Source organism: Vallitalea guaymasensis (genome assembly GCF_018141425.1).
GTDB lineage: Bacteria > Bacillota > Clostridia > Lachnospirales > Vallitaleaceae > Vallitalea > Vallitalea guaymasensis.
The window spans coordinates 1,621,773-1,641,916 of the sequence record NZ_CP058561.1; the positions used below are offsets into that span (position 1 = coordinate 1,621,773).

The following is a 20,144-nucleotide window of genomic DNA, read 5'->3' on the forward strand; positions in this document are numbered from 1 at the left end:
TGTTCTCCTCGTCCTTTTATTTTTTTCTCGTACCTAATGTTATTTGTTATTTACCTACAAAAGAATTCCTTAGCCTTATTATATTCAAACTTTTCTTTTCCAAATATTGCGTTAGAAACACCTTCTAAGATACTTGGAGTCAAACCGCCTGTTATAATTACATAATCTGAGTATTCAGCTAAGATTTTTGCATCCATTGGACTTCTAGTAGCAATGGATATAACCTTTTTGGTCGGACAAAATTTTCTAAATTCCTTTAATACTTCAATCTGTCTATCAAAACGATAAGCATTGACTGTGGTAAATATCAATACATCGGATATGATTCCTACATCGGCTAGTGATATGATTTCTTCATCTGTAGGATGCCAAGGCATTATTGCCTCTTTTATATTCCTGTGATAACCTTTTTTCTTGATGATATCCTTTAATGATATATCGTATAGGTTAGTGGCATCTGACATCACAAGTCTAGCTGGATTACCTAATATTATGCCTATTTTATCTTTTTTATCTATCCTTATTGGCAGTTCTTCTTGGTTCCCCTTATATAGTATTAATCCTTTTGCTGCTATCTTGGCTGATAGTTCTTTTCCATAGTTACTGTCGTATTCTTTTTTATCTGGTATTTCACCTACATTTGCTTTTTTCTTATACTCAAGAATTCTTTTCACAGATTCCTCTATTTTTGATTGTTCTATTTCACCATTGATGACGCAATCATAAACATAATCTACAAACCATTCACTGGCACATGTTGATATAATTAAATCTATGCCAGCATTTATGGCTAGTTTAATTGATTCTTTTTCACCGTATTCATTAAGTACAGCTTTCATTATCAAATCATCACTAACTATTAATCCCTGGAACCCAAGATCTTCTCTCAGATATGTTAATATTTTTTTAGATAATGAGGCTGGATATTCATGGTCTAGTGCTTCAAATATACCATGATGTGTCATTATACAACTTACACCTTTTTCAATGGCTTTTCTAAAAGGTAATATTTCTACGTTTTTCAATCTTTCTTTATCATATGGACTTCTATCTACTTGAAAGTGAGTATCCACTTTAGTGATTCTCATACCTGGGAAATGTTTGCCACAAGCTAGAATTCCTTCATCTTCAAGTCCTTTTATGAATGATGAACCCATATCAGCTACAACTTGTGGTTCTGTAGAGAATCTTCTATTATCTACTACTGGAACACCATTTTTCACATCATAATCAACGTCAAGTACAGGAGCATAGCATATATTTATTCCTGCATATTTCAACTCTTTTCCTACATGTTTTCCTTGTAGATAGGCTAAATTTTCATCATTGGCGAATCCCATGCTCATGTTACCAGGGAAAATTGTAGTACCATTGAAGATTGCTGTTAATTGTCCGCCTTCTTGGTCTATAGTTAATAAAAATGGTAAGTTATATTTGTTTTCTTTAGCATAAGATTGAATCTTCTTGGTCATATTATGTAACTGGTCTATATCTCTAACATTGTTTCCTGAAAAGAATATTACTCCCCCAAGTAGATTTTTCCTGTTAAGCTCTTTCAGATTTTCTGGTAAATCATCATAACCTTGGTAGTACTGTAAATACATCTGTGCAATCTTTTCTTTTAGAGTCATTTCAGCAAGTATCTTGTCTACATTAATCAAATTTCTCACCTCTAATTTCTTTTTTATCTATCATTAACTCCCAAAAACTCCACCATATCATCCACTATTTCATTAGCTTTTCCTTCATCATCCATTTCTCCGAATATACGTATCAATGGTTCTGTTCCTGAAAATCTGGCAATTATCCAACCACCATTTTTGAAATATACTTTTACTCCATCTAGATAGCTTACTTTCTCTATCTCATAATTAAACTCTGGAAGCTTTTTTTGTCTATATAATATATCCACTAACTTCTCTTTGTCTTCGTTAGCGAATTTGCAGTCAAATTCAACCATCTCAAATTTACCAAACTCATTGTCAAGCTCATCTAACATTCTGGCTAACCTTTTACCTGTCACGCTTATCATTTCTACAAGTAAACCTGCTGCAAATACACCGTCTTTTCCTTTTATATGTCCTCTTATTGTTAAGCCACCACTGCTCTCACCACCGATTACAGCGTCTGTTTCTTCCATCTTGGAACTAACATGTTTGAATCCCACTGGTACCTCATAACAATCTTCACCGTATTTTTTTGCTATTTCATCTAATAGATGTGTCGTAGCAACATTCCTGACAACTGGACCTTTCCAGCCTTTGTATTTCAATAAATAATAATATAATAATGACATTATCTTATTCGGATGTATAAAATTCCCATTTTCATCTATAATACCTAATCTATCTGCATCCCCATCAGTTCCTATACCCAAATCATATTTTTTATCTACTACCATTTCTCGTAATCTTTTTAATGTGACGGCACTTGGTGAAGGTAATCTGCCTCCGAACATGGTATCATGTCTATCATGTATTACATCCACTTCACAACGTGCTGTAACTAATATAAGCTGTAATGCTGTCTTAGATACCCCGAACATAGGGTCTAATAAAATCTTTAGATTCTTATTTCTTATAGCTTTCAGATCTAATTTGTTTAGTATGGTATCTACGTATTCATTAAGTGGATTAATCTTTTGTATCATTCCAGTTTCCAATCCTTTTTCAAAAGCAATAGCTCTAACCCTGTAATCCTCAATTTTATTAGCTGTTTCTTCAATTACGTTAGTTACTTCTACTGTGGCGTCCCTGCCGCCTTTTGTAAATATCTTTATTCCATTATATTCTGCAGGATTATGACTAGCTGTTACTGCCACACCATAATCTAAGTCTAGAGTTTTCACACTGTACATAACCATAGGTGTAGGTGCTATTTTATCTATAAAGTATACTTTGATACCATTTCCAGCAAAAACTTCTGCAAGCCACTTGGCTGATATATCAGATATGAATCTTCTATCAAAGCCTATTACAATACTTTTATTTATACACTCATCCTTTATGATATTAGATATAGCCTGCCCTACTTTTACTATATTGCTTTTAATGAATTCATCTCCAATAATAGCTCTCCAGCCGCCAGTTCCAAAGTGAACCATAATATAACTCTCCTTTTTCTGTATTTTTTATTATATGATTGTTAACTATCTACCCCCAATCACTATTTTTAACCTTTGACTGCACCTGCTGTCATACCTTCCACAATCTGATTTTGAGCTAACATATAAACTGTTAATACTGGAACTATAATAAGTACTATTACCGCACATAGTAACCCGTAATCCGTACCATACTGACTACTTATCTCTGTTAATAATCTATTTATAGGGAATTTAGCTTTTGACCTTATTATAATCAATGAAGTAAACAAATCATTATAAGACCATAGAAAAGCAAATGTTGCTGTAGTTGCTATAGCTGGTTTTGTGATTGGCATAATAATTCTTGAGAATACCTGCCAAGCGTTAGCTCCTTCTACTACCCCTGCTTCTTCAAGTTCCTTAGGAATAGTTTCCATAAAACTTGTTAACAGCATAATGGTAAAAGGCAGATTGTTAGCGATCTGTGGTAAAATAACTCCTCTATGAGTATCAATGAGTTTCCAGCTTAATAACATTCTAAAAACTGGTAAAATAGTAGCGAATATAGGTATCAATAAGCTTCCGATAACTAATGTTTTTATAATTTTACGTCCCTTGAATTCAAATCTTGCCAGAATAAACGATGCCAATGAACCAAAAAATACTGCAAATAAAACAACTGAACCCGAGATTATCAAGCTATTTGCATATCCTTTGAAAATATTCATTCTTACAATAGCTGTCTTGAAGTTATCCCATAACAGACTTGTTGGCATTGTGAATGAGCTGCTCATTATATCATTTGAAGTTTTGAAAGCATTCTGCACAACCCATATCATGGGATAAATAGTGGTTATGGCAAACAAAGATAAGAATATATAGATAAGGAGCGTACCAATGCCGAATTTTTTCTTCTTCATGCCTATAACTTTCTTCTTGCTCATATATACTACTTCCTTTCTTAATAATTTATGTAAACTAATATGTTATTGTATCTTTTTTAAATATCTTATTAACTATAAAAATAGTCAATAATCCTAAAACTACGATTAGTACTGATATAGTTGCAGCATATCCGAAAGTATTATCTGCAAAAGCTTTCTTATACATGTATAAACCTAATATCTGTGATTTATTTAATGGACCTCCTTCAGTGATTACAAGAACCATGTCAAATACTTTTAGAACTCCGTTTATGGCAAGAATAAGACACGTAATAATTACATTCCTGATAAGAGGTAATGTAATATAAATGGTTTTTGTAAACCCATTTATACCATCTAAATGTGCCGATTCATATAGTTCTTTTGGAATCTGTTTGATTGCTGTAAGAATAATTATGAAATAAAATCCTATGTACTGCCATACTATTGGAATGGAAACCATCTTAACTGCCGATTTTACTGTAATCCAATTTCTTCTTTCTTGTCCTAATGCTTCCATTATGGAATTAAGTAATCCTACATCATATGAATAGACTAATTTAAACATCATACCTATTGCTGTAGCAGATATTACAATTGGGAAAAAGTAAACTGTCCTAAAGAATTTTTGCCCTTTTGTTATACTATCCACCATACAAGCTAAAATGATAGCTATTCCAACTTCAAATACACATACATATAACATGATTTCATAAGTATTTTTAACAGCTATTTTTATAGTGTCATCTTTTAATAATCTTCTATAGTTGTCTAACCCGATGAACGTAGATTCTAGGAATCCATCTGATTTGTAGAAGCTGTTTATAAAGTTCATGATGAATGGGTAAAACATGAATACAACTAAAAATATTAATGCAGGTAATAAAAATAATACTATTATTATATTTCTACTCCTCTTGTTACCTCTCATTAATGCATCCTCCTAACTAATTTATGTCTAATATATTCCGATAATTTATTGCCACATTAATTACTTTCAAAATTTTCTATATATTTTTATCAAGGCTGCATCATAATACATTTTCTATGGTTATCATTGTAAGATAGACTATGTTTAACTTACTGGGATTAAACTTGAAATGTATTATAATACAGCCCCTTTATAAAAAATTCTTATTGGTTATGTTATCTTATTAAATCTAAATAATTATTATCTTTCGTTAGTTTCTTTTACAGCTTGTAATACTTCTTCAGGAGTCTTTTGTCCTTCAACTATGAAAGGTATACCATCTTTTACAATTACATTGAATGCTTCTGGTGATAGTCTAGAATCAATAGGCATATTTAATGTTTTTGCATTAGCTACCATCTTGTGACCTTCTATGTATAATGGATGTAAACCTTCTACTTGTACGTTAGCTGATGGTGAACCACCATTTGCACCGGCAATTGCTTTAATTCTATCAGCTGAAGTCAAGTAAGATACTAGATCAATAACTGCTTGTTGTTTGTTTTTATCTTCATAAGAACTTCTGCTTACATAATATCCAGTTGAGAATCCAGCAATAATAGATGTTGGATCCATCTTATCACTAGCGGCTGGCATTGGAATTATAGCCATTTTATCTTTTAATTCGTCCTCACAGCCTCCTATGAACCATGAACCTTCAAGAATCATTGCAGATTTTTCTTGTTTAAACAAGTTCTGAGCCATTTCAATGTCCATTACTAATGAATCTTTTGCAAAAGCTTTTTTTTCATACAAGTCCTTGATATTATTGAATGCTTTTACCCAATCCTCAGGAGCACCATTTTCTAATACGTCCATATGACCTTCAGCACCAGCTTGTGATAATACAAAATGTTCTATCATATAATGTGATTGAGCTATTGGACCAGCAAATGGAACTATGTCATTTTCTTTGAATACTTCAACAGCTTTTTGGAATTTCTCCCAGTTTGTTGGTAAGTCTAGTCCGTATTTATCAAATAATGCTTTGTTTACAAAAAGTCCTTCATAGAACCCTGTTAGAGGTAATGCATATACATTTCCATCTGCTTCACGAATGGAATTTTTAATTCCATCAGTAATGTCTTTACCTACTTCAGGGAAATCTTTCCATATCTCATCATATGGCATAACTTTTTTACTATTGATGATTCCTTTTACATCTGCACCAGTATAGAAGAAAGTAATATCTGCTTCATTACCTGATGAAAAATCTGTTTTTACTTTTGTTCTATATTCATCTCCAACAGATGTCATTGACTCGTTTTTGATTTTTATGTTTGGATGTAATTCCATAAAATCTTTTAGAGATTGTTCAAATGTTTCTGTTGATGGGTCAGTTCCACCGAACATAGTTGCAATTCTTAATTCTACTTTTTTTGCTTCTTTATTATCATTATTATCTTGGTCTTTGTTGTTATCCTCTACTGTTGTTTGATTTGAGTCAGTTGGTTTCTTCTCACCGCAACCTACAACTAGTACACATAATAATGAAATTGAAATTAATAACGCCATAACTTTAGAACTTGCTTTCATAATGTAACTCCTCCCTAATAGTTATTATTTGTTTGTATTTATTACATTAATATAATATCATGCACTTTAGACAATTCCTAGAAGTCAATCTTGCACTTTATTGTACAATTTTGTTTAGTATTACAATTATAGACAATATGAGTTCGACAACATAGAAAAAAAGCATGCACTTTTATTGCATACCTTTATGTAAAGTACTGTAAACATGGCAATGAATCATCCTTTTTGTTTATTATCCCACTTCTTATTCCGATATTGATTTGGAGTTATTCCAACATGTTTTTTAAAGGTCTTAGAAAAGTATGGGGTATCTGAATATCCTACCATCTCAGTTATTTCATAGACCTTATAATTAGTTGTTGTCAATAGATTTTTAGCTTCTTGTATCCTAACTTCATTCAATAATTCTATGAAGCTGTTACCAACTTCTTTTTTTAATATTTTACATAGATACCAAGAACTTATGTATAGATGATCTGCTACTGTTTGGAGATCCAGTTTACTACTAAAATTTTCTTTGATATATTTTATAGCCTGTCCTGTTAGGAATCTGACTTTATCATCTTCGTTATCATTTTCATCTTCTTCAACATCACTTAAGGCATTAAATTTATAAAGTTTTTTTCTAAGGTTCTCAATATCTTTTACTTTTGTTCTTTCATCATCTAAAATATTGATTGCCTCCAATATTGCATTTTTTATATCTTCTAGGTTAGTTGGTTTCAACAGGAATTGAGTAACTCCTAGAGTTACTGCTTCTCTTGCATACTCGAACTCCCTATATCCAGTTAATATAATAAATTTTGTATCTTTGCTCTTTTCTTTTATTCTCTTAATCATTTCCAGCCCAGATAGTTTCGGCATTTGGATATCAGATATTATAATATCCGGTTTCAGCTCATGGGCTAATTCCAGTCCCTCTTCACCATCTTCTGCTACGCCAACAACTTCACATTCAATTTCTTCCCATGGAACAAGTTTTTTTAATCCTTCAATTATTATTTCTTCATCGTCGATAAGTAATATTTTATACATTAAAAACTCCTCCTTCTAATTCTTGGTCAGCACTGTTTTTGGAACCTTAAGTGTAACTTTTGTACCTTTTGTATATGTACTTAATATGGAAATCTCTGCTTCTTTTCCATATATAAGCAACAATCTCCTGTAAACATTCTTAAGCCCGATACTCTTGGAATTGTCTTGTTCTTCTGCAATATATTTATTATCACTTAGCTCGACATTGATAGATTTTAACTTGGGTACTTCTATACCTGCCCCATTATCTTCCACTTCTATTATCAATTTTTCATCTTTTTCAGATATTCCTATTAATATTTTACCTCTACCTACAGGCTCAATTCCGTGTTTGATGGCATTTTCAACTATAGGTTGAATAATTAGTTTTGGTAATTTTTCTTTTAAAATATTCTGGTCTATAATTTTATCGTATTCAATTTTTTTACCGAATCTTTTTTGTATTAAGAATAGAAAGCTGTCCATATATTGTATTTCTTGTTCTATAGTTGAGAATTTTTCTCCATTACGGTTCATATTGGCATCCATGAGCTTGGATAATGCTTGTACCATTTCTGCTATATCCTGTTCTCCCGACAATTGTGCTTTCCAGTTTATTGTCTCTAGAGTGTTGTATAGAAAATGAGGGTTAATCTGTGATTGCAAGGCTGATATTTCTGCGTTTTTCCTTGCTATCTCTTCTTCATAGACACATTCAACTAGATACTTTAATCTCTTAGCCATACTGTTGAACGAGTTATAGAGATACCCTATTTCGTTTTTCCTTATTATATCTATACTTGTATTCAATTCTCCTTTTTCTATATCTTTCATCTTGGACACCAACAAATTGAAGGGCGATATTATTTCGCTATATATCATGTTTGCTATTATGATGTATATAGGCATGCTGATGATACACAGAATTATAATCAGATCAAATACTTTTCTGGTATCTGATATCAACATGTCTGTAGTTATCACACTAATTATCTTTAGATTTACATCGTCTATGGTTTCAACAATTACATAATAGTTGTTTCCGTTGATCGTATGAGTGTATGTTCCTTTTTCATTAAGGTATAATTTCTTGCTTTCTATAATCTGATTATTATAATTCCTGCCTGCATACACGATTCTGTCACCCTCATAAGTGTATAGATAAGTGGACTCTGCAGGCTCTCTATATGTATGACTCAATATCTCTTGGAGATAATTATTATCAATCCTGAAGGACATTATACCAATTTTGTCAAAACTATTTATATCATATATTGAGCGGACTAGATATATATACTGTCCATTATCTTCTTTATCAAAATAATATAATACTTGATTATTGTCTTCAGTGACTTTTTTAAATTCTTCTTTTGGAATTTTACCTATATTAACAAGTCCTTTTTCTTTTGCTGCATAATACACACTATTATCGCTTACAAATTGCATAGTTACTAGATCAAACTCCTGTTTAGCGAATATAGTGGATTTCAGATATTTGTTCATGTCCTTTTGAAATTTGTATTCAAGCATGGTGTTGTTAATATTGATATCTTTTGGTTTTGACCTAAATAAATCATATGCATCAATATTATAAAGAACTTCTTGAAATATCTCTTCCATGAAATCAAGGTCATTGGACATTCTCACCTTAGCATTCATGACATCATTCTCAACATAACTTACAAAACGGTCTTTTATTATTTTCTCATTGTTATACATACCGAATATAATGACAAGTATGATTGGATATAATATCATAATCAGACCAAGTATTATTATTTTTCTCTTAATGGATATATTGTGGAAACCATCTGCAATATTTTTCACTAATATTCTCCTCACATAACATTTATGCATAATATTATAAATTTTTCAGCTTATATCTTACTTTATTATAATAACAACCATTATAAAAAATCAAGTAAATAACATAATAAATCTGACAAAAATCTGCATAAAAATAGAAAAAAGCTGATAAGATGTAGAATCCTACCAGCTTTTCATAGCTAATTTATTTGTTGACTTTATTTACTTTTCACTTACAAATGCTACTCCAGAACTTGTACCGATTCTGTCAGCTCCTGCTTCAATCATGGCTACAGCAGTTTCATAATCTCTTACTCCACCTGATGCTTTTACTTTAGCTTTATCGCCTACAGTTTCTTTCATCAATCTCACATCTTCAAGTGTAGCACCGCCAGTGCTGAATCCAGTGGAAGTCTTAACAAAATCAGCTCCAGCCTTTACAGATAATTCACAAGCTTTTATCTTCTCATCATCTGTTAGAAGACAAGTCTCAATGATAACTTTTACATGAGCTTTTCCTTTAGCTGCATTGACTACAGCTTCAATGTCTTCCTCTACTTCTTTGTATTTCTTGCTTTTCAAGTACCCTATGTTAATAACCATATCTACTTCATCTGCACCATTTTCTATGGCATTAACAGTTTCAAAGGCTTTTACTTCTTTTGGAGTTGCTCCTAGAGGGAAACCTATTACTGTACAAGTCATGACATCTGTTTCTTTTAATGATTCTGCTACATATTTTACGTAAGATGGATTAATACATACAGAAGCAAAATTGTATTTTTCGGCTTCATCACATATTCTTTTTACATCTTCTTCACTGGCATTTGGTTTTAATATTGTATGATCTATATATTTTGATAAATTCATTGTAATCTCCTTTTAGTACTAGATTGATTAATATACCTAAGTACTTTTAATCTTTGATTATTATTCTTCTTTAGTTACTATATCATCAACATTATCTTTAGTTACTAATGTTGAATCTAATATGATATTTTTCTCTATTTCTTTACCATTTATATAATCTAATCCCATTAATACTGCATTCTTTCCTAAGAAGAAAGGTGGTTCAGCGATTGTTGCTTCTAGTTTGTCTCCTCTGATAGCTTCTAATGATGGATCGATAGCGTCACAACCAATTAAAACTATTTCATCTAATCTTCCAGCTGCTTCAATAGCTTCTAGTGCACCTAGAGCCATTTCATCATTAGCTGCGTATACTCCGTCAATCTCAGCATTTGCTTGTAGAATGTTTTCCATAACCTTCATTGCTTCAGCTCTATCGAAATTAGCACTTTGAGTAGCAACAACTTCAAAACCTTCTGTCTTATCAACTATTTCATTGAAACCTTTACTTCTGTCTTGAGCAACGTTAGTACCCATAATACCCATAATCTCAACTATTTTACCTTTTCCATTAAGTACATCAACTAAGTATTCTCCAGCAATATTTCCTGAATGAATTGCATTGAATCCCATATGTGCAACAACTTCTCCGCCTTTTGCAGCTCTGTCAATTGTTATTACAGGTACATCTTTTTCATTAGCTGTTTCAATTGCAGCTACTATAGCATCACTATCACATGGATCTATGATTAGTAAATCCAAATCTTTTTGTAATAGATTCTCTACATCAGTTTGTTGTTTACTTGGCTGATTCTGAGCATCTGTAACGAATAATTCAACGTCGTTATCTTTTGCACCTTTTTTAGCACCATTTGAAACGTCTACAAAGAATGGATTGTTCAAGGTATTCATTGATAAACCAATCTTGATTTGTTTTGTTCCACCATCTTTTGAATTGTCATCCTCTTTACTAGTATCATTTGCTTTTTGTCCACAACCTACTACCGAAAACATAAGAGTTAAAACTAAAATACCTACTAAAAATTTTTTCATTTTAATATCCTCCTTAAAGTTTTATTATTCATCTAGTTTTGATGAAACTGATTTAAATTTACTGTCTGCAAGAACAGCCAGCAAAATAACAAATCCTTTAACTATGTCTGATGCAAATGGATTCACATCAATCAATACCAATATGTTATCAAGTACCCCTAAGATCAATGCTCCAAATACAGTAGGAATAATTGCTCCTTGTCCACCTGAAAGACTAGTTCCACCCAAGATTACTGCTGCTATCGCATCCAGTTCATAGCCTTTACCAGCTGTTGGCTGTGCAGAACCTAACCTAGCTGTTAATATTAGTCCAGTTAGACCTGCCAATAAACCACTTATTGTATATACCAGTGTTTCTACTCTTTTGACATTGATACCAGATAATCTAGTGGCTTCTCTGTTACCACCTATACTGAATACACTTCTTCCAAAAGCAGTATATTTAAGTATAAAAAACCCAATTGCAAATACAACTATTAATATAATAATTGGAAAAGGTATACCGAATAGATAACCCTTACCTATAAAATTGTAAGCTTTCATTCTTGCCGCTATAGGAGAACCATTAGTGAATACTAATACGAATCCTCTCACAAAAGTCATAACCGCCAATGTTGCAATAAATGGAGGTAAATTACCTTTAGTTATTATGATTCCGTTAAATGCTCCACATATACTTCCTACTATCAAGGCAACAATAATAGCTAATACTACACTGTTAGTATTTAACAACGTATAAGCTGATAATGCTCCAGATATTGCCACTATGGAACCTACGGATAAATCAATACCACCTGTCAGTATTACAAAAGTCATACCTGATGCAATAATTGCAATGATAGAAACTTGTCTTATTACATTCAACAAGTTATTAAATGTCAGAAATGAATTAGATAAACATGTTGCAATTATTAATATCAAGACCAATACTGATACCGTTCTATATTTCGTTAATAACTTCAATCCTAATTTTTTCATATTCATTTTATTCAACCCCTCCTGCTCCAGCTGCATATGATAATACATTTTCTTGTGTTAATTTATCCTTACTAATGGAAGCTGCTACTTCACCTTCTCGCATAACCAATCCTCTGTCACTCATTCCTATTAATTCAGGCAGATCGGATGTAATCAAAACGATGCTGATTCCTTGTTTAGTAAGTTCATGCATTATATTATATATTTCTGCTTTTGCTCCAATGTCAATACCTCTTGTAGGTTCATTCAAGAATATTATCTCTGGGTTGGTTTCAAGCATCTTTCCAAATACTACTTTTTGCTGATTACCCCCGCTTAGATTACCTACTATCTGATGTGGTGAAGAAACTTTTATATTCAATTTATCAATCTCTTTTTTGGACATTTCCATATCTTTTTTGTCAGATAGGAGTCCATTTGACATTATAGATTTTAATGAAGCTAGTGAAATGTTTTCTTTTACATTTCTAACTAAGACCAATCCTTCATTCTTTCTGTCATCTGATACAACAAATATTCCTTTTGAAAGAGCTTGTGCAGGATTTTTTATCTTGGCTTTTTTACCTTTTATCAAGACTTCACCATCATAGTCTCCATAGTATCCTGCTAGAAGTTTTGATAGTAATATATTACCTGATCCTAATAATCCAGCTATTCCTAAGATTTCACCTTTGTACAATTTGAATGAAACATCTTTGATACTATTTTTATATACAATATTTTTTGCTTCAAATACCACTTCTTTTGACCTTACATAATCCCTCTTAGGATATAGATTGGTTAAATCGCTACCAACCATCAAGCGAACTATCTCATCATGGTCAGTATCTTTTGTCAACATACTATTTATGAATTTTCCATCTCTAAAAATGGTGACTCTGTCAGTTATACGGAATATCTCATTCATTCTATGGGAGATATAGATAATTGCTATGTTCTCCTTTTTGAGATTTTCAATTATATCAAATAAGCATTCTATCTCTTCATCTGTCAATGCAGCCGTTGGCTCGTCCATTATGATTACTTTTGAATTTATTGATAGACATTTGGATATCTCTATCATCTGGGCTTCTGCTACAGATAAATCTTTCACAAGTTTTTTAGGACTTATGTTCATTCCTACTTTTGCAATCAGATCTATGGCATCTTGATTCATCTTTTTCCAATCAATAATGCCTCTTTTACTTACAGGATACCTTCCAAGAAAAATATTTTCAGCTACAGTTAGATGAGGTATAAGATTGAATTCTTGGTAAATCATGGATATACCTAATTCTTGTGCTTCTTTAGTAGAAGAAAATTTTACGTTTTTACCTTGATAACGCATGTTACCAGAAGTATATTCCTGAGCACCAGATATTATTTTCATCAGAGTAGATTTACCAGCTCCATTTTCTCCACATAAAGCATGTACTTCTCCTTCATATATCTCTAATTTAACATTATCTAAGGCTTTTACACCTGGAAATATCTTAGTGATATTCTCTAACTCTAGAATTAGTTTCTTATCAGCCATCTTCTGCCCCTTTCTCATATATATTTATGTAACCCCTTACATTCTCCTCATTTTTACAATTTAGTAAGCACAACCACTTACTAATATAATGCTTGGATATGGAGTAAATTCACCAGTTCTTATTATCCCTCTTGCCTGTTTTGTTTTTTCTTTGAACATAACATGTGGCACATACTCTATTTCCATGTCTTCTGGAAATAAGTCAATAATTTCTTTATGCATATCTGGGCTAACAGTTTTTAACTCTTCTGCCAATATTATTTTCTCCACAACTAGAGATTTTAACACTTCTTTTAAAACATCCAGATATCTTGGTTCATTAGGTTTCCATGCTAAGTCTACTCTTTCTACTTCTAGCGGCATAGGTAATCCAGCATCACTTACTACAATTGTATCTTTGTGCCCCAGTTCTGCTAATAGATTAGCCATCTGAGGATTGAGAATTCCACCTTTTAACATTTTATGTCCTCCTTGTTTAGTTCCTTGTATTGTTTATTATAAAATTGTTAATAGCATCTCTTGTTGGCATTGCAGGTGCAGTACCTATTTTTGTAACTGATAAAGCTCCTACAGCATTTCCGAATTCAGCAGCTTCAAAGATTCCTTTATCTTCTCCTAATGCTGTTACGAATCCGCCATTAAAAGCATCTCCTGCTCCTGTTGTATCAATTGCATCTACTTCATATCTTGGGATTATTCTTTCTTCTCCATTGCATCTTACATATACTCCTTGACTTCCCATAGTGATAATTACATTATTTACACCTTTTTCAATAAAAACATCTGCTGCTTTCTTTGCATCATCCATATCTGTGATCTCTACACCTGTCAGTATTGATGCTTCTACTTCATTAGGTGTGATAATATCAATCTTTGATAGTAGTTCATCTGATATAGGTTGGATAGGTGCAGGATTAAGAACAGTTGTTATGTTGTTTTTCTTAGCTATATCCACTGCTGACTCTACAGCTTCTAAATTAGTCTCCAGCTGGGTTAAGAATACTTTTGCACCTTTTATCTTATCTTCACATTTCAATATTTCTTCATCTTTGATATTGCCACATGCCCCTGATGTAACCAAAATACTGTTTTGACTAGTATTCTCGTCTACTAATATTAATGCTGTTCCTGTTTCTATTTCCTTATCCTCAAACACATAACTTGTGTCCATACCTTCTTCTTCAAAAAAATCAGTTGCAACTTTTCCAAATAGGTCATCACCTATTTTTGTAATCATTGTTACATTTGCTCCTGCCCTATTGGCTGCTACTCCTTGATTGGAACCTTTCCCTCCAGGTCCTAACTTGAACATTGAGCCTTTCACAGTTTCTCCTGGCTTTGGTAAGTGGTCTGCTCTTCCCATTAAATCAACAACAAAGCTGCCTAGTATAACAATGTCATGTCTCATAAAACTCCTCCTTTTAGTGGTACCGCTTACATTTTGATTTAAAAAAAATTATTTTGTGTTTTTTTCTGAACCTCTTAGTATTAATGTTGGTAATAATATAATCCTCTTAGTATCTTGATTATCAACCTTTTGTTCATTCAATCTATCTAATAAAATCTCCATTGCAACTTCACCCATTTGTGCAGTAGGTCGAGATACAACACTTATATCCATATTCATGATATTCAATAATTCTATTTCGTCAAATCCTATTAATGCCATATCTTCTGGAATCCTAACATTAGCCTCAGTCAATGCTTTTATGCATCCTAGGTTCATCATGTTGTTGGATACAAAAATAGCTGTAGGAGGATCTTCCATCTTTAAGATTTCTTGAGTCAATTCATAACCGCTTTCCAGCCTAAAATCTCCATAGAATATATATCTATCATCTATTTCAATTCCATTCATTGTCAATGCTTTTTTATATCCTCTTAATCTATCTCTACCTGGCTTAGAACTCAATGGTCCTGAAATGATAGCTATTTTCCTATGTCCTTCTTTGATAAAACACTCAATAGCATCGTAAGTTCCTGAAATACTATCTAGAAATACACCATCAAACTTGGAATACTTAACATCTCTATCAAGCAAAACTACAGGAACGTTAAGATTTTCTAATATACTCAAATACTTAGCATTGAATTTATCGTTATCAGCTGTTGGAGTAATTATCAATCCTCTTATCCTTTGACGTTTAAGCATTTCAATGAATTTCATTTCCTTCTGTTCATTTTCATCAGTATCGCATAAAAGCATATATAAATCATTCTTGTCAGTTACGGAACTGATTCCTTTTATAACTTGTCCGAAGAATGGGTTATTGATATCTGGCACAACCACACCTATTGTATTGGTTATGTTCCTAGATAAACTTCTTGCAATATCACTGGGTGCATAATTCAATTCTTTTATCGCTTTTAGAACTTTTTCTTTGGTCTGTTCTTTAACTTTATCAGAATCATTAAGCACCCTGGACACTGTAGCTACTGATACTTTCGATTTTTTAGCTATATCGCTAATTGTTATCGGTGCTATAATCATCACCCCTCTTGTTAATGTAATCGCTTACACTTTCTTTTTTTCATTATATTATCATATTTTATATCTGTCAAGCTTTTTCTACTAAATAATTCTTTTCACTATAAGAAGCTTTCAATGATTTTATTGATGGTATAATAATGATTATATGGTATATCATGTGCTGCATCCTTGATGATAATAGGATTTTGACTTAAGCTTTTTGCAGACTCTAACATTATTTTTTTCTCTTTCTCTCCTACCACTACAAGAGTTCTGTCATCTAATTGATTGGTATTTTGGAATGACATGTTTTCACTGAAAATATTTTTTAGGGATTTGTAATTCATTACTTTTGATGTATTATAATAATCCTCAAACAAATCATTTTTTATATTAAGTTGTTTAGCATTTAATTTGGCATACCACTTATATCTGACAAAGGGTATACTGCATTTTACTAACGGCTTAATAAATGGTAATATCTTTTTCATCGGCTTATTTAAAGCACTAATAATAATAGCTTTATCAATTGGTAATTCATTAAAAGCTTTTAAAGCTATTTGAGCTCCTAGGCTATGACCTATTAAGTAAACAGGTTCATTTTTCACTTCATTTTGGATTATGAATCTTAAATCATCTATAACATCTGACATGCTAACAAAATCTTTGTTACCATTTTCTCCATGACCTTTATAATCAAATGTTATCATTTTATATTGTGGTAGATTATTTAATTGAGCTTCCCACATCCATGGACCTACACCACCACCATTTAAAAATATTATTGTCTTTTTTTTAGTTTGATTCGTAACTTCATATTTCATAATATAACCTCACTTTACAATTCCGTATTTTAATGCATCTAAAATCAGTTCTAACATTCGTATTATATCTTCTATACAAGTGTCATTATTAATTGATTGATTAACACCATCTGATATGAATTTATACATGATTAGAATTTCGGACTTAGGAATTTTGTAACAATCAAAGTCAATATTCTTTAACATTTCATCTTGTAATTGACTTACGATCTCACCTTTGATATTAACTACTTTATCGTAAACAGGTGCTGTGGTATCAGTCAAAGCGTGGAGTATGAACTTATAAGTTGCTTTATTCTCTTTATAGAAATCAATACTTTGAATTGATAGTTCCTTTATTCTAACAAAAAAATCAGTAGTCTCTAAATTTGTATTTTCTAATTGATAATTTATCAATCGTTTCAATTCTTTCTCAAGAATATGTAAATACAAATCTTCCTTTGAATCAATATATTTGAACAAGCCTCCTTTAGATATATTTGATGCTTTAATAATCCTATTAAGAGATGCCTCATGATAATAATAATTAGAGAACTCGTATATTGAATTTAATATGATAGCATCTCTTTTATCTTCACTGATTTTAAAAAATAGTTCTTTCATATTTACCTCCTCAGAGACCATGCGGTCTCTAACAAAATAATATCATACCGACATAAAAAAAACAAGCCTTATCCATTATGGACAATACTTGTTTTAGTTTATATTAATTCATTACTTCAATAATTTTCTTATAGTCTTCAGATCTTTTTCATTGTAAGGAGGATACCTGGCTGGTATGTCTATCCACATTGCTTTTGTGAGGACACTCTTATGGTGACTAAATGTTCTGAAACTATCTATTCCATGATAGCCACCCATTCCACTGTTTCCTACTCCTCCGAACGGCATATTTATATTAGCAAGATGTACCAATGTATCATTAACACATCCTCCACCATATGAAACTTTTTTGAGTACTTCATTTATATTAGATTTATTGGTTGAGAAATAGTATAGTGCTAATGGTTTTGGTTTATCATTCAATAATGCTATTACATCTTTTATTTTATCAAATTCAAGTACTGGGATTAATGGTCCAAAGATTTCTTCTTTCATTACATCATCATCCCATATTACATTATCCATTATTGTAGGTGATACATAATTATCTTTTTCAACTGTTTCACCACCAAAAACAACTTTATCCTTATTTATCAGACCTGATACTCTATTATAATGTTTTTCATTAACTATTCTAGGGAAATCAGGTGATTCATAGATGTTTTCACCATAGTAACTAGTTATAACTTTTTTTAATTCTTCAACGAGTTGATTTTTAACACTTTTGTGGGCTAATATATAATCTGGTGCAACACAGGTTTGACCTGCATTCACCAATTTACCCCAAATAATTCTTTTTGCGGCTATCTTGATATTGGCTGTTTCATCTACTATACAAGGACTCTTTCCACCTAATTCCAATGTTACTGGTGTCAAGTTCTTAGCTCCAGCTTCCATAACTATTTTTCCTACAGTAGGACTTCCAGTAAAGAATATGTAATCGAATTTCTCCGCTAACAATGCAGTATTTACATCACGTCCTCCTTCAACAACAGTTATGTACTTTGGATCAAAGTATTCTTCAATCATTTCCTTTATTACTGAAGATGTATGAGGTACATACCTAGATGTTTTTACTACTACACAGTTACCTGCTGCCATAGCTCCTATAACTGGAGATATAGTCAATAGAAATGGATAATTCCATGGAGACATTACTAATACTACTCCATATGGTTCTGAATATATTCTGCTAGTTGATTTAAAATGCGCTAATGGTGTTGGTCTTTTCTTAGGTTTTGCCCATCTACTCAGATGTTTTATGGTATATCTTATTTCTTCCAGGGCCATACCTATTTCTGTCTCATAAGTCTCAAATTTTGATTTTCTGAAGTCTTTATTCAAGCCGTCAAAGAGTCTGGTTTCATATTTTTGTATAGCTTCTCTCAATAGTTTCAATTGTTTCTTACGGAAAGCTAAATCTTTTGTTTCATGAGTTAAAAAATAATTTCTTTGCTTTTCAACTAACTCTCTCAAAAATAACCACCCCATTTTAAAATAATTATAAAAAAATTAGGAAAATATATCCACAATAATATAATTATAGCATAGAATACCAGTAAACACAAAGCAAGTATTATCGTTATAGAAAATACTTGCTTCAAAAAATTCTTATATTATTTTATTTATCTAATCCAGATTGTACTATATTATAGACATTGGTGATTAAATTGTCTTTGTCTTCTTTTGACAGGTCATCCATATATATTGGTGGATGAACTATTATTTTTACATTGGATTTTCTTATTCTTTTTTTCTCTTCCAGTAATTTGTATGAACCATTGATAGTAATAGGTACTATGGGTACTCCTGATTTTATAGCAAGTTTTAAACTACCTTTTTTGAATTCACCCATAACATTGCTTTTACTTCGTGTTCCTTCTGGAAAGATTACCAATGTGTGTCCATTTTTTAAATCTTCAATACCTTTTAGAATTACTTTTAGTGATTGTCTTGGATTACTTCTATCCAGAAAAAGACAACCTAATTTTTTCATCCATCCACTTACTATAGGCATTTTTTCAAGCTCTACTTTTGCTACAAAGCCTTTTAGTCTAGGAATATATCCCATCAATAATGGTATATCAAAATTACCTTGATGATTAGATACGAACAGGACATTTCTGTCTGGTATATTTTCTACACCTTTGACTATTACCTTACTGCCTGTAAATCTAACCATGTTTTTAGCCCATTTGGTCGTTGTTTTTTGTAATACCTCTAATTGTTTTTCTTCATTTCCCATTTTTCCTAGATACCAGTATCTAAAGCGGTTGAACAAACTATATACTTGATATATCCAAAAAGCTATGAACCAAAAAATTGTACGTATCATGTAGTTCCTCCTTTTAGTCAGCAGAATTAATTATATCATACTTTAAAGCGTGAAACTACATGTTTTGTTATAACAGATAAGTCAGAAAAAGTATTTTGTTCTGACTTGGCTTTTGCAAAATAGTATATGTATATGTTTCGCCAGCTACTTGCTCGTCCTGAGCAAAAAGCTGGGTTCGGCAT

General features: G+C 31.8%; 18 protein-coding genes. All 18 read right to left on the minus strand.

Translation table 11 applies throughout. From position 1 onward, the window contains the following. Positions 1–50: 50 nt before the first annotated feature. Positions 51–1,661: a glycoside hydrolase family 3 protein gene (locus HYG85_RS07370; protein ID WP_212692936.1), complete on the minus strand. Its 1,611-nt coding sequence runs from the start codon at positions 1,659–1,661 to the stop codon at positions 51–53. A 23-nt stretch (positions 1,662–1,684) separates the two neighbouring features. Further along, positions 1,685–3,103, minus strand: a complete 1,419-nt coding sequence (locus HYG85_RS07375) for a phosphoglucomutase/phosphomannomutase family protein (RefSeq protein WP_212692937.1) — start codon at positions 3,101–3,103, stop codon at positions 1,685–1,687. Between the two features lie 68 nt (positions 3,104–3,171). Continuing rightward, positions 3,172–4,029, minus strand: coding sequence for a carbohydrate ABC transporter permease (locus tag HYG85_RS07380; protein ID WP_244971296.1), 858 nt, complete (start codon positions 4,027–4,029; stop codon positions 3,172–3,174). A gap of 34 nt (positions 4,030–4,063) precedes the next feature. Further along, positions 4,064–4,939, minus strand: coding sequence for a carbohydrate ABC transporter permease (locus HYG85_RS07385; protein WP_212692938.1), 876 nt, complete (start codon positions 4,937–4,939; stop codon positions 4,064–4,066). A gap of 240 nt (positions 4,940–5,179) precedes the next feature. Next, the gene (locus HYG85_RS07390) at positions 5,180–6,514 is read right to left on the minus strand and encodes an ABC transporter substrate-binding protein (RefSeq protein WP_212692939.1); all 1,335 of its coding nucleotides are present in this window, start codon (positions 6,512–6,514) and stop codon (positions 5,180–5,182) included. A 216-nt stretch (positions 6,515–6,730) separates the two neighbouring features. Further along, on the minus strand, positions 6,731–7,549 hold the full coding sequence (locus tag HYG85_RS07395) for a response regulator transcription factor (protein ID WP_113672329.1): 819 nt from the start codon (positions 7,547–7,549) through the stop codon (positions 6,731–6,733). A 15-nt stretch (positions 7,550–7,564) separates the two neighbouring features. Further along, a complete protein-coding gene (locus HYG85_RS07400) occupies positions 7,565–9,355 on the minus strand; it encodes a sensor histidine kinase (RefSeq protein WP_212692940.1) in 1,791 nt (596 codons plus the stop codon). Positions 9,356–9,556: 201 nt separating this feature from the next. Beyond that, positions 9,557–10,204, minus strand: a complete 648-nt coding sequence (gene deoC / locus HYG85_RS07405) for a deoxyribose-phosphate aldolase (protein ID WP_212692941.1) — start codon at positions 10,202–10,204, stop codon at positions 9,557–9,559. A gap of 60 nt (positions 10,205–10,264) precedes the next feature. Then, entirely contained in the window at positions 10,265–11,236 is a 972-nt protein-coding gene (locus HYG85_RS07410; protein WP_113672332.1) for a substrate-binding domain-containing protein, read from the minus strand. Between the two features lie 24 nt (positions 11,237–11,260). Continuing rightward, on the minus strand, positions 11,261–12,220 hold the full coding sequence (locus HYG85_RS07415) for an ABC transporter permease (RefSeq protein ID WP_330619243.1): 960 nt from the start codon (positions 12,218–12,220) through the stop codon (positions 11,261–11,263). A gap of 1 nt (position 12,221) precedes the next feature. Beyond that, on the minus strand, positions 12,222–13,730 hold the full coding sequence (locus tag HYG85_RS07420) for a sugar ABC transporter ATP-binding protein (protein ID WP_212692942.1): 1,509 nt from the start codon (positions 13,728–13,730) through the stop codon (positions 12,222–12,224). A 60-nt stretch (positions 13,731–13,790) separates the two neighbouring features. Then, positions 13,791–14,189, minus strand: coding sequence for a D-ribose pyranase (rbsD, locus tag HYG85_RS07425; RefSeq protein WP_212692943.1), 399 nt, complete (start codon positions 14,187–14,189; stop codon positions 13,791–13,793). Between the two features lie 16 nt (positions 14,190–14,205). Next, a complete protein-coding gene (gene rbsK / locus HYG85_RS07430) occupies positions 14,206–15,138 on the minus strand; it encodes a ribokinase (protein WP_212692944.1) in 933 nt (310 codons plus the stop codon). 48 nt (positions 15,139–15,186) lie between these two features. Then, positions 15,187–16,221 (minus strand): LacI family DNA-binding transcriptional regulator, encoded by a 1,035-nt coding sequence (locus tag HYG85_RS07435; RefSeq protein WP_113672336.1) that lies wholly within the window; start codon positions 16,219–16,221, stop codon positions 15,187–15,189. A gap of 98 nt (positions 16,222–16,319) precedes the next feature. Beyond that, the gene (locus tag HYG85_RS07440) at positions 16,320–17,024 is read right to left on the minus strand and encodes an alpha/beta fold hydrolase (protein ID WP_212692945.1); all 705 of its coding nucleotides are present in this window, start codon (positions 17,022–17,024) and stop codon (positions 16,320–16,322) included. 9 nt (positions 17,025–17,033) lie between these two features. After that, on the minus strand, positions 17,034–17,627 hold the full coding sequence (locus HYG85_RS07445; RefSeq protein WP_212692946.1) for a TetR/AcrR family transcriptional regulator: 594 nt from the start codon (positions 17,625–17,627) through the stop codon (positions 17,034–17,036). A gap of 111 nt (positions 17,628–17,738) precedes the next feature. Continuing rightward, positions 17,739–19,103 (minus strand): aldehyde dehydrogenase, encoded by a 1,365-nt coding sequence (locus HYG85_RS07450; RefSeq protein ID WP_330619245.1) that lies wholly within the window; start codon positions 19,101–19,103, stop codon positions 17,739–17,741. A gap of 145 nt (positions 19,104–19,248) precedes the next feature. After that, on the minus strand, positions 19,249–19,962 hold the full coding sequence (locus tag HYG85_RS07455; RefSeq protein WP_212692948.1) for a lysophospholipid acyltransferase family protein: 714 nt from the start codon (positions 19,960–19,962) through the stop codon (positions 19,249–19,251). Positions 19,963–20,144: the final 182 nt, after the last annotated feature.

Bases quoted from the DNA above. Each gene is read 5' to 3' on its own strand.
- rbsK (WP_212692944.1), bottom strand. From the start codon at position 15,138: ATGAGACATGACATTGTTATACTAGGCAGCTTTGTTGTTGATTTAATG.
- HYG85_RS07390 (WP_212692939.1), bottom strand. From the start codon at position 6,514: ATGAAAGCAAGTTCTAAAGTTATGGCGTTATTAATTTCAATTTCATTA.
- HYG85_RS07435 (WP_113672336.1), bottom strand. From the start codon at position 16,221: ATGATTATAGCACCGATAACAATTAGCGATATAGCTAAAAAATCGAAA.
- HYG85_RS07415 (WP_330619243.1), bottom strand. From the start codon at position 12,220: ATGAATATGAAAAAATTAGGATTGAAGTTATTAACGAAATATAGAACG.
- HYG85_RS07455 (WP_212692948.1), bottom strand. From the start codon at position 19,962: ATGATACGTACAATTTTTTGGTTCATAGCTTTTTGGATATATCAAGTA.
- HYG85_RS07380 (WP_244971296.1), bottom strand. From the start codon at position 4,029: ATGAGCAAGAAGAAAGTTATAGGCATGAAGAAGAAAAAATTCGGCATT.
- HYG85_RS07420 (WP_212692942.1), bottom strand. From the start codon at position 13,730: ATGGCTGATAAGAAACTAATTCTAGAGTTAGAGAATATCACTAAGATA.
- HYG85_RS07385 (WP_212692938.1), bottom strand. From the start codon at position 4,939: ATGAGAGGTAACAAGAGGAGTAGAAATATAATAATAGTATTATTTTTA.
- HYG85_RS07445 (WP_212692946.1), bottom strand. From the start codon at position 17,627: ATGAAAGAACTATTTTTTAAAATCAGTGAAGATAAAAGAGATGCTATC.
- HYG85_RS07375 (WP_212692937.1), bottom strand. From the start codon at position 3,103: ATGGTTCACTTTGGAACTGGCGGCTGGAGAGCTATTATTGGAGATGAA.
- HYG85_RS07440 (WP_212692945.1), bottom strand. From the start codon at position 17,024: ATGAAATATGAAGTTACGAATCAAACTAAAAAAAAGACAATAATATTT.
- deoC (WP_212692941.1), bottom strand. From the start codon at position 10,204: ATGAATTTATCAAAATATATAGATCATACAATATTAAAACCAAATGCC.
- HYG85_RS07395 (WP_113672329.1), bottom strand. From the start codon at position 7,549: ATGTATAAAATATTACTTATCGACGATGAAGAAATAATAATTGAAGGA.
- HYG85_RS07410 (WP_113672332.1), bottom strand. From the start codon at position 11,236: ATGAAAAAATTTTTAGTAGGTATTTTAGTTTTAACTCTTATGTTTTCG.
- rbsD (WP_212692943.1), bottom strand. From the start codon at position 14,189: ATGTTAAAAGGTGGAATTCTCAATCCTCAGATGGCTAATCTATTAGCA.